Annotated in this window: 16 protein-coding genes; 4 read left to right on the plus strand and 12 right to left on the minus strand. The window is 55.8% G+C overall.

Annotated elements, in window-relative coordinates; translation table 11 throughout:
- Window positions 1-69: 69 nt before the first annotated feature.
- From QMF38_RS05880 to bshC, 5 genes are all read right to left on the minus strand, one after another.
- Window positions 70-2,277, minus strand: a complete 2,208-nt coding sequence (locus QMF38_RS05880; protein WP_232302146.1) for a peptidoglycan D,D-transpeptidase FtsI family protein — start codon at window positions 2,275-2,277, stop codon at window positions 70-72.
- Window positions 2,278-2,281: 4 nt separating this feature from the next.
- Window positions 2,282-2,668 (minus strand): septum formation initiator family protein, encoded by a 387-nt coding sequence (locus tag QMF38_RS05885; RefSeq protein WP_058094033.1) that lies wholly within the window; start codon window positions 2,666-2,668, stop codon window positions 2,282-2,284.
- Window positions 2,669-2,712: 44 nt separating this feature from the next.
- Entirely contained in the window at window positions 2,713-3,648 is a 936-nt protein-coding gene (gene rsmH, locus QMF38_RS05890) for a 16S rRNA (cytosine(1402)-N(4))-methyltransferase RsmH (RefSeq protein ID WP_058094034.1), read from the minus strand.
- Window positions 3,649-3,671: 23 nt separating this feature from the next.
- A complete protein-coding gene (gene mraZ / locus QMF38_RS05895; protein ID WP_040289377.1) occupies window positions 3,672-4,103 on the minus strand; it encodes a division/cell wall cluster transcriptional repressor MraZ in 432 nt (143 codons plus the stop codon).
- Between the two features lie 189 nt (window positions 4,104-4,292).
- The gene (bshC, locus tag QMF38_RS05900; RefSeq protein WP_058094035.1) at window positions 4,293-5,927 is read right to left on the minus strand and encodes a bacillithiol biosynthesis cysteine-adding enzyme BshC; all 1,635 of its coding nucleotides are present in this window, start codon (window positions 5,925-5,927) and stop codon (window positions 4,293-4,295) included.
- Window positions 5,928-6,020: 93 nt separating this feature from the next.
- Between bshC and QMF38_RS05905 the strand changes: the two genes are divergently transcribed.
- Both QMF38_RS05905 and QMF38_RS05910 read left to right on the plus strand, forming a co-directional pair.
- Entirely contained in the window at window positions 6,021-6,794 is a 774-nt protein-coding gene (locus QMF38_RS05905; RefSeq protein ID WP_058094036.1) for an SDR family NAD(P)-dependent oxidoreductase, read from the plus strand.
- Between the two features lie 92 nt (window positions 6,795-6,886).
- Window positions 6,887-7,435 carry a hypothetical protein gene (locus tag QMF38_RS05910; RefSeq protein ID WP_058094037.1) on the plus strand — a complete coding sequence of 183 codons (549 nt, stop codon included), beginning with the start codon at window positions 6,887-6,889 and terminating at the stop codon, window positions 7,433-7,435.
- On the opposite strand, the gene QMF38_RS05915 is transcribed toward QMF38_RS05910, so the two are convergent.
- The 6 genes from QMF38_RS05915 to clpP all read right to left on the minus strand — a co-directional run bounded on the left by QMF38_RS05915 (window position 7,365) and on the right by clpP (window position 12,771).
- Window positions 7,365-8,630, minus strand: a complete 1,266-nt coding sequence (locus tag QMF38_RS05915) for a Ger(x)C family spore germination protein (RefSeq protein WP_232302147.1) — start codon at window positions 8,628-8,630, stop codon at window positions 7,365-7,367. The genes QMF38_RS05910 and QMF38_RS05915 overlap by 71 nt on opposite strands.
- A gap of 74 nt (window positions 8,631-8,704) precedes the next feature.
- Window positions 8,705-9,337, minus strand: coding sequence for an RsfA family transcriptional regulator (locus QMF38_RS05920; protein WP_058094216.1), 633 nt, complete (start codon window positions 9,335-9,337; stop codon window positions 8,705-8,707).
- Between the two features lie 156 nt (window positions 9,338-9,493).
- A complete protein-coding gene (locus QMF38_RS05925; protein ID WP_006446833.1) occupies window positions 9,494-9,733 on the minus strand; it encodes a hypothetical protein in 240 nt (79 codons plus the stop codon).
- 57 nt (window positions 9,734-9,790) lie between these two features.
- Window positions 9,791-10,957: a tRNA uracil 4-sulfurtransferase ThiI gene (thiI, locus tag QMF38_RS05930; RefSeq protein WP_058094038.1), complete on the minus strand. Its 1,167-nt coding sequence runs from the start codon at window positions 10,955-10,957 to the stop codon at window positions 9,791-9,793.
- A 9-nt stretch (window positions 10,958-10,966) separates the two neighbouring features.
- Entirely contained in the window at window positions 10,967-12,118 is a 1,152-nt protein-coding gene (locus QMF38_RS05935; protein ID WP_232302177.1) for a cysteine desulfurase family protein, read from the minus strand.
- Window positions 12,119-12,192: 74 nt separating this feature from the next.
- Complete coding sequence (gene clpP / locus QMF38_RS05940) at window positions 12,193-12,771, minus strand: ATP-dependent Clp endopeptidase proteolytic subunit ClpP (protein ID WP_058094040.1); 579 nt, start codon at window positions 12,769-12,771, stop codon at window positions 12,193-12,195.
- Between the two features lie 182 nt (window positions 12,772-12,953).
- On the opposite strand from clpP, the gene QMF38_RS05945 reads away from it, so the two are divergent.
- Window positions 12,954-13,355 carry a YgaP family membrane protein gene (locus QMF38_RS05945; RefSeq protein WP_058094041.1) on the plus strand — a complete coding sequence of 134 codons (402 nt, stop codon included), beginning with the start codon at window positions 12,954-12,956 and terminating at the stop codon, window positions 13,353-13,355.
- 75 nt (window positions 13,356-13,430) lie between these two features.
- Here the strand turns inward: QMF38_RS05945 and QMF38_RS05950 are convergent, their stop codons facing one another.
- Entirely contained in the window at window positions 13,431-13,637 is a 207-nt protein-coding gene (locus QMF38_RS05950) for a hypothetical protein (RefSeq protein WP_040289370.1), read from the minus strand.
- A 275-nt stretch (window positions 13,638-13,912) separates the two neighbouring features.
- On the opposite strand from QMF38_RS05950, the gene QMF38_RS05955 reads away from it, so the two are divergent.
- Window positions 13,913-14,401, plus strand: coding sequence for an IDEAL domain-containing protein (locus tag QMF38_RS05955; RefSeq protein WP_058094042.1), 489 nt, complete (start codon window positions 13,913-13,915; stop codon window positions 14,399-14,401).
- Window positions 14,402-14,440: the final 39 nt, after the last annotated feature.

Consider the following 14,440-nt stretch of genomic DNA (forward strand, 5'->3'; position numbering starts at 1 on the left):
CCATGCTTGTTCGTTGAGACTAGCCTATGCGGACAACTCTTGAATTAGAATGCGACGGTATGTGAGTCATTAAGGCTTAAGCGTCACATCGACACCACTGCCAATGTGAACTGTTGTCCCGGCTGCCACCGACTGCGACACGACATACCCGGAACCAGAAGGATGGATATTCAACCCCAAGGCTGCCAACAAATTTGTTGCATCGCGCAGCGAAAGACCCGTCAGATTGGGCATGGCGACCGTCGTGCCCGCCGCGTTTTGCAAGAGGCCATAAAGCTTACTGCCCTTCGCCACCTGGATCCCTGCCTCTGGCCACTGACGTGTGACCGTACCGCTCGTACCGACAAACATGCCCGTCAAGCCGTCGTTGGCCAGCGTCTGTTTCGCTTGTGCCGAGGTCATTCCAACGATATTGGGCGTCTCGACGTACTGCACCTGGCCCGCTCCTTGCGTATCCTGAGCGACCGAAATAGATCCCGTAGGTGGAATGTGGTAGTAATTCAAACACTCCTGAAGAATGGCCCTAGCTGGCGGAATGGCAACCGTGCTTCCCCACGCCTCGTCGGGAGCCGTTTTCGGCCAGTACACGGTCACGTAGACAACCACCTTGGGATCATTGGCCGGTGCAAAGCCGATAAACGACGTCTCAAAGCGGTTGCTGTAATACTGACCCGTCGTCGGATCGACAATCTGCGCGGTACCCGTTTTCCCGGCCACCTCATAACCCGGGATGGCCGCACCACTGTCGATACCATGCTTCGGATCCGAGACATCAAGAACCATCGATTGCCGAACTTCGTCGATGACCTGTTGGGATAGGAAGCCATCGCGCACGACCGTAGGCTTTGTCTGTTCAACCACTTTCCCAGATGGAGTTGTGATTTTCTGCATAATATATGGCCGCATGAGCTTGCCGCCGTTCGCGATGGCGTCCATCGCTGCGATCTGCTGCAATGGGGTCACAGCAATGCCCTGACCAAATCCGGCCGTCGCCAATTCCAGTTGCCCTTGCTCCGACTTTGGAAAAAGCAAAGATGTCGCTTCATTTGGGAGATCGATCCCGGTCGGTTGCGTAAAGCCAAACAAGTTGAGGTACTTGTTCATGTTTGGCCACCCCAACGCCAAGGCAATCTTACTGAACCCGACATTCGACGACTCTTCAAGGGCCTGCTGGAACGTCAACGTTCCCCAGCCTGTATAGTTCCAATCGTGAATCGTCTGATTGTCAATCGTGATTTGACCCGATGTAAACGTCTGATAGAGTCCAATCGAGTTGGTTTGCAGAGCAGCCGCAAGGACAAACGGCTTAAACGTGGAGCCCGGTTCGAACGCGCTGCTGACAGCCCAATTTTGCGACAAGGCATCAAGGCTGGCCTTCCAGTACTGATTGGGATTAAAGGTGGGCCGACTCGAAATGGCAAGTATTGCTCCAGTTTGCGGATCGGAAACGATAATGGCCGCATGCGCGGGTTGGTATTTGGCCATCAGGCTGTCCATCTCGTGCTCGACGTACCCTTGAATCGTATCGTCGATGGTCAATTGGACGTTATCCCCCGGCTTGGCGGCCTGTGTAATGTGAATGGAACCAGGCAAGGGTACCCCCGTCGGGTCCTGCTGGTAGGACATCACGCCATTTTTACCTGCCAACAGCTTGTTGTATTCCAATTCGACACCGCTTTGCCCAGTGCCCTTTGATACATAACCAATTGCGTTAGCGGCAAACTCATCGTACGGATAAACGCGCTGTTCCGTCGGTGTAAAGGTGATGTCGTTGTACCATGCAATTTTCTTCGCATCAGGCGCCCATGCATGTGCATTGAATGCAGCAGCCAGCTTCTCTTTGACCGTCGCTTCCACCGGGGTCGGCAGTTGGATCCATTCGCTCGGGCGATCGTCGCGGGACAACAATGCGACGAGCGAAGATTCGCTTGTCCCAAGAATGGGTGCGAGTATCGCAGCCGCCTGAGCCGCGTACGGCCGCACGTGTTGAAGCTGAATGTCGACGTAATAGGCGGGGACATCGTAGGCTATTTCGTTGCCCTGCGCGTCGAGAATCGCCCCACGCGGTGCAAGCAGAGGTTTCGTGACATCGATCACTTTATCTGCCGCCTTTTTAAGCGATCTCCCATAAACCTGTTGCACGTCGTACACTCGAAAAACCACAGCCGCAAGACTTAAAACCATCATCCCCTGGACAAACCAAATCCGCTGTTTCTCGCGTTTCCAACTCTTTTGGCGCCCTCTGCGGTTGCGGTTCATGTCATACCCATGCTTCATCTGCTCACTGCCCCGTTTGATCGCTCGGTATCACAATTGGATTTTTGTACTGCATATGAAGTTGGTTGATAGCGACATTCAGAATGTGTGATGGCTGTTCCAATTGTGCCACCTGCGTCTTAAGCATGGCATTGACCGCCTGCTGTTGCTGAATTTGGGTCTGCAACTGAACGTTGTTTTGATTGATCTCATAGATTTGAGCGCCCTTGGCAGCGACCATCCACACGGCGCCAAAACTGACCAAGCAACAGAACGCCAAGCTTACCCGATTGAACCACGCTTGCTTCTTTGCTCTTTGCTCCTGCTCGTGTTGCCTCCTGCGCTCGTCGACGAGCGGCGTGCGCACAACCGATTCCCGCCGAGTGCGAACCTCCTCCTGTAATGCAGCCATCTCAAACCGTTCCTCCCATGCTCAATGCTTGTTTCTTACGTGATTCACAATTTTTCGATCACGCGCAATTTTGCCGAACGGGCTCTTGCGTTTTCTTGCACTTCAACGTCGTCTGGCGACACTGGCTTCCGAGTCACAAGCCGCCCCTTCGGTTGTCTGCCGCACTGGCAAACAGGGAGTTCTGGCGGGCAAATACAACCGGTTGCCAGTTCCTTAAACAGCTGTTTCACAATCCTATCTTCAAGCGAATGGAAGCTGATCACGGCAAGCCTGCCACCGGTACGCAACAGTGAGAACGCCCCCGCAAGACCTCGCTCAAGTACGCCGAGTTCATCATTGACGGCAATTCGAATGGCCTGGAACGTTCGCCGCGCAGGATGCGGTCCCTTGCGCCTAGCGGGCGCCGGGATGGCAGCCTTCACAATCTCCGCCAACTCCGTCGTCGTCACAATCGGACGATTGCTTCGAGCCTCCACAATGCGCTGCGCAATTGCACGCGCAAAGCGCTCTTCGCCGTAGTCGCGGAAAATGCGCGTCAGTTCTGCTTGTGTCCAGCTGTTGACGATATCCGCAGCCGTAAGCTTTGCCGTTTGATCCATGCGCATGTCGAGCGGACCCTCGTGCCAATAGCTAAAACCACGTTCTGGCACATCGAACTGCGGAGAGGACACGCCAAGATCAAACATCGCGCCGTCGATCTCTGTGACACCTAGACCGGGTAGCCGTTCCGCCATTTCGGCGAAATTTGCATGCACCAACATAAGGCGTTTCGGATAAGCCGCAACCAATGTGGCTGCATTGCGAATCGCGATCTCATCTTGATCCATCGCGATCACGCGCCCACCCGGATGCGAACGCTCAAGTAACAGACGCGTATGGCCGCCCCCGCCGAGCGTTGCGTCGACGTATACACCACCGGAGCGTGGCGCCAAGGCATCCACGGTTGCCGTCAGCAGTACCGTTTCGTGCCGAAATTCCACCTGCACATCACCTCATCGCTGGGTTAAAAGGAGAAATCCACGAGGTTTTCCGCGATTTCCGCAAACGACGACTCAGCTTCGCCCGCGTAGTTTGCCCAGATTTCTGTGTCCCAAATTTCTACGCGATTCGACACCCCGAGCAGCGTGCAATCCTTTTGTAACCCGGCGTAGTCGCGCAACTTTTGTGGCAGGAGAATTCGACCTTGTTTGTCGAGTTCGCATTCGCTCGCTCCTGAAAAAAAGAACCGGACGAACGCACGCGCGTCAGCGCGTGTCATCGGCAATGACTTTAGTTTGCTCTCTAAAACGTTCCACTCATCGCGTGGGTAGACGAACAGACACTTGTCGAGGCCGCGGGTGACGATGAACGACTCCCCCAAACCGTCGCGAAACTTCGCAGGCACGGTCAGCCGCCCTTTGCTGTCGAGGGCATGTTCAAATTCACCCATGAACAACGACACTCACCACCTGCCTGCTCAAACTCCCCACTTTGCCCCACTTTCCACCACGATTATACCTGTTCGCCCTCACTTGTGGATCTCCTGCCACAAGTGCCATGGAAATTTTTTAGTTCCCATTCACAAAAAAGGCGACCCAAGCCGCAAATTGCGGCCGGATCGCCCTAAACTGACGCCATTTCGCAGTTAGTCCACAACGATTTCAAGCACGGCGCCGGGTTGCCCGACGCTCCCCCAGACTGGTAGACTCCCGAACCAATCGCACCCAAGTTCACTCCACAGGTTCAGCGGCGAAAGGCGGCGCTCCTGTTCATGGCCGTCCGTCCAAAACCAGCGCTCAATGCGGCGCAATTGGCGCACATCGTCGCCCCGCCGCCGTTCAGCAAGGTGCAACAGTTTCCGACGAAGCTGTGCCCACAGTTCGGCTTCGCGCTTCATGTGCCGCTGCACCAACATATCTACCTGCGGCCCCAGTTCCCTATACTTGGTCGAAATGTCCAGCAGTCGCTGCCCAATCGCCGCGACTTCTTGCTCCGTGCAAGCCTCGATATCGTTGGCGAGATCGCCTAATGCATACGTGTACACCAAATCCGCTGGCTCGCGAACCTGCGCAAACTCAATTTGCCAACGAGTCATGGCTCGCCACACACTCGGCACGGCAATCCGCATGCGCTGACGCATGATGAGCGGCGGCAATGACCGCTCATGTGCATGAAAGACGGCACGCGCCAAAGCGTGATAAGCAATCTCCGAAGGCCCTCCCACATACGCCAGTGTGGGTAGAAGATAATCTTGAACGACGGGGCGCAATAGGACATTGGCGCTAAACGCGGTCGGTTCTTGTTCGCCCACCGCAAGCCAATCTGAAATGTTCTTCTCTTCGCCGTGCCCGCGCGTGCGCAACCCCCCATCCGCGCGCTCAAGAACGTAGCGGCGGCCACTTACGACGCGAAAGACCGTACTATGCAGTGGATCGCGCACGACTTCTGGCACAAATCCACCAGCGACGACCTCTCCGTAGGCCTGCTCCAAGTTGGCCTGCACATCTTCCACATGTTGCAACGCATGAGCAAAGGCGGGCCAAGCAAGACGACGCAATGCAGGAAGACATGGATCTAGAAAAACGATTGGATGATTGCGCAACAGCTGTGCGAGCAATCGTGCGTACCAGACGGCGAGGGAGTCGCCTTCCTGCCAAGCGGATGCCAGACTGTGTAACAGTTGTGTCTTGTACTCTGCTTCCGGCAAGAGCTGATCAACCTCATGGATTGCGCTCACGACCTGCCCCTCGGCAAGCGGGGTATGATAGACCATCTGGTGTGGATCAAAGTGATGCTGCAAGCGAATGCGCGTCACCACATCGTCCCTGTCGATGACGTAGGCGTGATCGACCTCGCCAAAATCGTGGTCCTCGGAAGCAATCCAGAACACGGGTACGACGGGTCGCGATAAGATCCGTTCCATCTCGGCCGCAACGCCAATGGCGGACAGCGCCTTACTAATGGAATATAATGGGCCAGTAAAGAGTCCGGCCTGCTGGCCCGTTACGACCGCGACGCTTCGCGGATCGAGAAGCTTGGCAATCGCCTCGCGCTGTACAGCGCTCGCGCCAATTTGCAAACTATACACGGTCAAGGCGTCAACCAACTGTTGCCGATGCGCTTGGTCAAACCAATCCACGACCTTGTCTGCCCGCGTTATGTATGTTGATTCAAGTGTCGGATTCTGCCCATCATACAGGTGGGCGACCGATGCGAAATCGAATAGATAAGCGTCCGTCAAGCGGTTGCCAGTCGGCGCTTGATGAATGGTACATTTCAAGGAGGAATCGCCCCTTCGTTATCCCATGATGGCCAAACCCATCATAGCAACAAGACAACGGGGAAGTAAAATCGTAAGGAGCTGTAAGATCGATTGAGCCAACATCGACCCTGTCAAAACTGCGCACGTCCTCTCGCCGGACGTACCGCAATTGTCACCGGCGCCTCGCGTGGCATTGGCAGAGCCATCGCCATCGGTTTGGCTGCTCGCGGCGCAAATGTAGCCGTGCACTACCACCGTCAAGCCAGCCTGGCCGCCGAAACGGTGAGCGCATGTCGAGAATACGGTGTGCGGGCGACGGCCATCCAGGCAGACGTCGCGGACGAAACGGACGTCGCAGACCTCCTGCTCGCCAGCACGGAGTTAGGCCCGCCGAGTATCCTTATCAACAATGCAGGGATTGCGGACTACGGACTGGCTATGGAGATGAGTCTCGCGCGCTTTCAACACATCTTGGCTGTCAACCTCACCTCTGTTTTTCTTTGTACCCGTGCCGCCATTCCATATCTTCGACGGCACCCGCACGCTCGCGTCGTCAACATCGCATCCATGCACGGAATCGCCGGCGCGGCCATGGAAGCGGCGTATGCGGCTGCGAAAGGCGGCGTGATCGCCTGGACCAAGTCGCTCGCAAAAGAACTTGCGTCTCTACACATTACGGTCAACGCCATCGCGCCAGGCGCCATTGACACCGACATGTTGGCACCATTTGACGCCGACGAGAAAGCCGCTATCGTCGAAGCGACGCCGCTTCATCGCCTTGGCAGCGCAAAGGACGTCGCTGCAGCTGCATTATTTTTGGCCGATCCGGCCGCGGACTTTATCACGGGTCAGGTGATCGGCGTCAACGGTGGCTTGCTGACGTAATCGAATTGGGGCGTTTGCCCTGCGCATTCGTCAACGCGCTCGCATGAATTGGATCTGTGGCCCTACAAACAGGTGTAAGGGGAAGCGATCCGATGGCAAAATCACGAGTCAATCAGCGCAAAACAAAAGACGACCGCGGTGCCAGAGGCCACTTTCGAGCCATGGCGCGCGAATTGGGGCTGACCGAAAGCGAATTTCAGCGTTTGGCCGTGGCCCTGACCAAGACGCTTAAGGGAGCGGCGCTTGTCGGTGAAGCACCTGTATCTGCGCGCGATTTGCTCGCCATGCTCGAATCTCCCATTGTCCAATCTTTATTTGCAGCCATGATTAGCAGCGTTCTCAAAAACACGACGAGCACGGATCCATCGACCGCGCCGGTCGAAACGGCACCAAAAGAGCTTCCGCGTCCGCAGCCACCCGCACCTTGGCCGGGACCGTTTGTACAGACACCAATGCCCCCACACGTGCACACCCAGCCATCACGCCAGCCGCGAGGCCCGCGTCCGGAAATGCCCAACTGGTACAACACCCCGCCCACAAGCCCTCCCGTCGCGCCTGTGCAACCGACACCTACGCCCGCTGCTGCACCGGCTCGGTTTGCACGCCAAAGCGGCGCACGTGAATATCGGCGCGCACGTTGATCCGTGCGTTTTGCAGGCGCTCCTCCCACGGGAAGGCTGCAAATTGTTGGTAGGTCGCAAATTGTCCGCGCATAGCCTTGGATACAGGAACGACGTCGGTTTGATCCGCGACCAGGAGGCGCTTTAACAACGACTGCATGCGCGTACTCACTTGTTTGTCCAATTCCTTTTCCAAGTGCGCGCGAGCCGTTGGGTCGACATAGTTGCGACTGCTCGAAATGTTGATGACATCGACGTCCATCGGTACTGAGGCGGTGATTTTTACGGGATTGGTGAGACTGACCTGATATTCCGCAGGCCGTTCTTTGTGCAATTCCAGCCCAATGTCCCGCGACGGATCTTCTGGGTCAGACAAATTCAATGTCGCGTGATGCACGCCACCCTGCAACAAACGCAGATAGATACAGTCTTCTCCGGTGAGTGTGTCCACCAGTTTATCTCCGCGAAAGACGGCTGCCCCCATCCAGTCGACAGGATTGCCGCCAAGGCGTTCGACTGTCCCCGCCTCATAACTAAGACCAGGCTTATCCGGCAACGAGCTTCCCTTAACGTATTGATTCAAACTGTAAAGCGGGGCAATTGCATCTTCATGCGGATTTTCCATGCCGTCAATCAGGTCCTGAATCCGGCACACGGGTGCGACGCCGGTTCGTTGCGATACGAGTGCGACACCGTCCGCGATGCGCGTGATGGCCGTATCCAGCATGGGCTGGAATGCGTCAATCACGTCTTTGGCTTGTCCGACCGCAACTGAGACCGGTACCGTCCGCCGAAATTCCCGGTAGCGGGTCAGTGGCTCAATGTACGGCTGGATACCTTTTTTCGCGAGATCGCTACCGAATACGATGAGCGATAGGTGCGAAAACGTCACCGTGCGCTCAATCGATCCGCCGGCAATGACCATCGCCTCGGAAATGCTACGCGCCCGCACGGTTACGGGCTCTTTGCCAGCCAGTGGCTCCATGCCACCCTTACTGCCGCCACCCGACGGGTTGATAGGTTGAGCAATACGGAACGTACAGTCGATCAGGTTGCCAGGTGCCGCATCCACACCGAGCACGCTGACAAACGCTTGCTGTTCCAACTCCTGTCGGTCATAACAGCCACCGACAAACATCGGGACACCGCACATCCAGCCAACAGCAGCCCACTTTGTCAAACGCGGCCACTTGTGCAACCAAGACATTAGTCGCATATCTGTCACCATCCCAACGATAGGATGGCTTTGGATCTCTTCCGGCATTCCCACCAACATGAAAAGGAGCAGGCTTATTCCGCCCGCTCCATTGGCCCATGCTCAATTCTTTCAAGGTTGCCGAACTCATCAATTTGATACATAAAACCTTCGGCCAGCTCAGGTCCAAGCTGCGTATCGTCGAGCAAGGCAGCTTTACGCGCTCGCTCCATAATCTCAACGAGGGCTTTGTAGTCCTGAACCACCGTTTCATAGTTCGAGCGCATGCGAGTCAGTTCGTCGCGTAACCTTCTATACTCCTCCTGCAGTTCGCGATAACGGCTCTTCCACTCATTCGCCTGCCGTTCAGCACTTCGCCAACGCGAAGCCCATTCTTGAGCCGTGTTTTTTTCTTGACGTAAAAAGCGGAGTACCTGCGCCCAAGTCATCAGCGTTGCCGTCGGATGATCGACGTCGCCGCCTTCCATCTGGGCTTGCACACGCTCGGATTTGCTCTTCTTGCGTTCCTCTTTCGCCATCTCGATAATTTGGCGCTGCTGCTTGCGCACGCAGGCGTTCCAGCGAAAGCCGCACGCTGCAGCCGTGCGGCCAAGCCTGCGCGAGGCTTCGTTAAAACCTGCAAGCTGCGTGCTACCTTGTTTAATGTGTTTCAAGACAATTTCAGCTAGAATCTCATCGTCTTCCGTCGTCCACGCATCTTGGCGCATGGCTCGAGGCGTCTGGCGCATGATGTCATCCTCCTTAAAAGCCTCGCTAACGAGACCAACGTTCCGATACATTCGTTCTGTCGTGGTTATCACGACGCTATCATTTGTTATAACCACTTGTAAGAATGATTAAACGTATCGCAACCAAAGAGGGCATCAGTTCCCAGACCGCCGCTCGATCCGCCGCCAGCCCCGTCGTTTGTAGATCGCTTCTGTGTGCGGATCGACAAATGTGACGACGACGCGCGGCGGCCGTGGACGTACCTTTTGACCGCGCAGAAAGCGCCACACCAACGAGCCAATGTATAAGATTTGGGTAGCGCGTGAACCGCGCCAAAGCGTATACAACATGGAAAACGTCCGAAACAGACGAAACACGGTTCGGATGGTTTGCACTCCACCGCCACCTCCGCTTGTAGCGTGTCCGATCCGCCGACCATCCATCCCCCGCACTTATGCCCCAATCATTTTGCATTCCCGCGAATCGAGCGCCGCTGCCACTAAGTTTTCGACGTCCAAACGCTCCTCAGCGCGATCCACTTCGTCTAGTTTGGGATTGGTTTTCGGACGCCTTGGCGCGAACAACGAACAGCAATCATCGAACGGCTGTACAGAAGTCTCGTATGTTCCAATCCGTTTGGCAACATCGATGATATCCAGCTTATCCTCTGTCGCCAAAGGCCGAATGACGGTGAGTGTGGTCGCCGCGTCGACCGCGTTGAGCGCCGACAAGGTTTGACTCGCCACCTGACCCAGACTGTCGCCGGTGATGAGTGCACCAGCGCGACATTCCGCAGCCAATTTGGTCGCAATGCGGAACATCATCCGACGCAGAAGCACGGTTCGCAAACTTTCTGGACAATGTTTACGAATCTCCGCCTGAATCTCGGTGACCGAAATAAGATGTAAAGGCAGCCGACCTCCCCACTTCGCAAGGATGCCTACCAAATCCTCGACTTTTCGCTGCGCTCGCTCACTCGTGAATGGAAAGCTGTGATAGTGTACCAGATCGAGTGACAACCCCCGCTTCATCGCCTTCCAGACAGCGACAGGGCTGTCGATGCCACCGGACAACAGCGCGATCGCGCGACCGCTCATACCGATTGGAAATCCGCCAAGCCCTGGCACGCGCCGCGGATACACATAGGCCTGCGCCTTGCGGACGTCGACTTCCAGCACCAGGTCTGGCTGATGGACATCGACGCGAGTGTCCGGTAGAGCCCGCAGGACCGATGCGCCCACTTCACGCGCAATGGCAGGGCTGTCGAGCGGAAACTGCTTGTTGCCGCGCCGTGCCTCGACCTTAAATGCCCCTTTGCCCGCCAACTCGTGCTTGACGACCTGGATAGCCGTCTCGCAGATCGCTTTCATGTCAAGCGGCGCAACCGCGACAGGAGAAAACGAGGATATGCCAAACACGCGCTGTAATTTTTGCAATGCCGGTTCGACCGGAGCCCCATTGAGTTCGACGACGATGCGCGTATGAATGCGACCCACGCGCACCTGCGGCCATTCGGCCAACGCCTGGCGCACGTTGCGCTCAAGAATCTGCTCCATATCAGAGCGATTGGCACCTTTTGTCGTCAATTCTCCGTAACGTATCAAGATGTGATTGTACATCTATGTCCTCTACCGCCTTCCCATCATGCCAAGTAACCACTGCGTGCGTTCCTCCACCACGGCCAATGCGCGTTCGAGATCTGCCCGCGATGTACGCGGATGCCATGAAAAGCGCACGGCACCCTCCGCGACACGCTTGTCCACGCCCATCGCCGTCAACACGTGACTTGGCTGGCGAGATCGCTTACCGCTGGAACAAGCACTGCCGGCCGAGACGTATAGCCCTTTTTCCTCCAATGCATGGACGATGATTTCGCCCCTAAGCCCGGGCAATGCCGCGTAAACGATGTAGGGCGAGGGGTTTCGCGGCGACAACACGACCCAATGCCCAATCTGATTCAGGCGATTGACGAACCATTGCCTGTGTGTCAGTGCATTTTGTCTTGCAGCCTCCATGTCCTTTACCGCTTCCCGCGCTGCTTCGGCAAAACTGATGGCACCTAGCACGTTTTCCGTGCCAGAGCGCAAGCCAAACTCCTGACCGCCCCCCACGACGTGCGGCAACAGGCGCACGCCCTGGCGGACGTACAGCGCACCCACACCCTTGAGCCCGCCGACCTTGTGCCCGGACGCAGTATAGAGGTGGATATTGTTATGGCGCACAAGTGACACGGGAATCTTCCCTAAGGCCTGTGTTCCATCGACGTGAAAACGGACTTTCGGCCATGCCGAGAGCTTGTCCGCCAACGCCTCGACAGGAAAGATGGCGCCAGTCTCATTGTTGACATGCATGACCGAAACGAAGGATGTATCGGGGCGCACAGCCGAGAGCACGTCGTCGACTTCAATATCGCCCTGTTCGTTGGGACGCACGTAAGTAACCTCAAACCCGCGCTCCTTGAGCCTGCCAAATGCCTCGCGAACTGCCGGGTGTTCGACGGCCGTGGTCACGACGTGGCTCCCTCGGTTGTGCAACAGTTCTACACTTCCAAAAATAGCTAAATTATTGGCCTCTGTGCCGCCGCCGGTAAAAACGATGTCCCCATGCTCTGCTCCCAATGCCTCTCGCAGGGTCGTGCGCGCTTTACTCAATAGCGCTTCAGCTTCCATCCCGATCCGGTGTAACGACGAGGGGTTGCCAAATACATCGATCCACTCGTGTAGCCTTGCGCGCACCACAGGCGACAACGGCGCTGTTGCCGCATAATCGAAGTAGAGCACATCTTCCAAATAAATCCCCCCAATGAAAAGACCGAGGCGCATCACGCACCTCGGTACTTGGCACAGAACCGCGATTACCGATAAATGACCTCGTCGATCAGGCCGTACGCCTTCGCTTCTTCGGCTGACATAAAGTTATCGCGATCCGTATCCTGTGCGACGCGTTCTAAAGGCTGTCCTGAGCGCTCGGCAAGGATCTTATTCAAACGTTCGCGCGTCTTTAAAATGTGGCGCGCGTGAATTTCGATATCAGACGCTTGCCCGCGTGCTCCGCCCAGCGGCTGGTGAATCATGACTTCCGAATTGGGTAGCGCAAATCGCTTTCCTTTTGCACCCGCGGTCAAAAGCACCGCACCCATACTCGCCGCCATACCGATACACATCGTGCTGACGTCTGGTTTGATATGCTGCATCGTATCATAAATCGCAAGGCCGGCCGAGACCGAGCCACCTGGGCTGTTTATGTACATCTGGATGTCCTTATCCGGGTCGTCGGCGGCTAAAAACAAAAGCTGAGCGACAACTGCGTTCGCCACATCGTCGTCAATGGCAGTGCCCAAAAAGATGATCCGATCCTTCAGCAAGCGCGAGTAAATGTCATAACTGCGCTCGCCACGCGAGGTCTGTTCCACTACATATGGAATTAAACTCATACCCCAAGCCTCCTCTTCATCACACCTCTTACAATACCCATGATGTACGAAAAACGCCATTTAGTCAAGGATAGTCAAAGTCAATTCGATTTGAAAAAAACATGTGATCTGCCTGTGCGTGAGCATGGGCTTTCGCTGGCTTGCGGATACTGTGCATGACTGACCACAAAGGAGGCGATAGCGTGCAAGCAAACTTGTCTATGGCGGATCGCTACTTCCGGCTGGCGACGGGTGTCATCAGCATTGCCAGCGCTGCTCGCGGCAGGCGCCAATCACCGCTCGCCAAAGCCTTTTTGATGGGATATGGCGCGATGAAGGTTGCCGAAGGCGTCACTGGCTGGTGCCCCATTCGCTCGGCAGCACAAGCATTATTGAATCCTCAGCAACAAACCACACAAGTGCAGCAAGGCAAGCAGGGACAAGCGGCATCAAGTCAACAGACAAAATCGGCCCAACCGTCTTCTGCCAACGCAAAGCAGCGCGATGAAGTAAAGAAGAAAGGTCAAGAGCGCGACCATTTGCCCGAAGAAGTCGTTGCGTTTTTGATGGATCGCGATGACGATTACCCCTCGACGCAGCACTGAGGATCAATCATGTGAAAAACAGCCATCCGCATTGGATGGCTGTTTTTCATACTTCGCATAAAAGATGGTCGATGCCTAATGGCGAACAAGCGAGCGGCTCGCCGCGCCCGTGGTTTGCGAACGAAAACGCACGCCGTATTTCCCATTGCGCGAACGGTAAACCTCAACTTCCGTGGGCTGCGCCGTGCGTCGAATGCGTTCGTCGGCTTCGACCCACATCACCGCACAGTACGCTTCGAACTTACTGTCGTACAAACCCGCGAAATACACCCACTCGTTCATCGGCCCATCCCCCCACGGATAGTATGTCGTCGACACGGTGCGCGACACAGGGAAAGCATGTGTGACCTGGGAATTTGGCGTTTGTCACGTTTCCTTTAGACCGCTCTTCTGCTACAATATTTGCACCACTTTCGGTGGTCACAAGCGAGCCGCACGGACTAGCGCCGTTTTTCCAATTGTAAAGCTGCCGCTTCGTCTACAGGGTGCGCGAAGGCATGTCACCAGGCGTATGATCGGTCAGAACAGCAAACTCCGCCAAAAGGAGTGAACACTCGATGATGACAAAAGACGATATCTTGATTTTGAAAACCAAACTTCTCCCTGCAGGGGCTGAAGCAGTCATCGATTTTCTCGCTGCTCGTAACGGCCAACTTGAAGCAACCAACATCGTGCTGGAGAACGTGCCACTGCTCATCATCGGCCGCCATGGGATGATTGCTCGTCTTCCTATTAACGGGCGCATTAAGAAAGTGAGCCAGGCAGAAGAAATCCTGCCAGCGTTGCAGTCATTTTTCGCCAACACATCGTCCAGCGAGAAGCTGTACGTTTTTGTGAATCTACCAGACCTACCCATTCCGCCAGAAGTACAGCAAGTGTTGTCCGAGGTGGAAGCACGAGCACTTCGGCGCGAACGAATTCGCATGCAGATTGATCAAGCGCTGGATCGGCGTGATCGAGTCGCCTTTGAGATCGCAGTCAAAGAACTTGAAGAGATTGATCGCGAGGAAGAGTCGGCTCTCTGGCGTACGCGCCGACTTCCGTAACCCCTGGTATGAGTCTGATGCGCACGGGTTAGGCTGACA

Source organism: Alicyclobacillus hesperidum subsp. aegles, assembly GCF_027923525.1.
In the GTDB taxonomy this organism is placed as follows: Bacteria; Bacillota; Bacilli; order Alicyclobacillales; family Alicyclobacillaceae; genus Alicyclobacillus; species Alicyclobacillus aegles.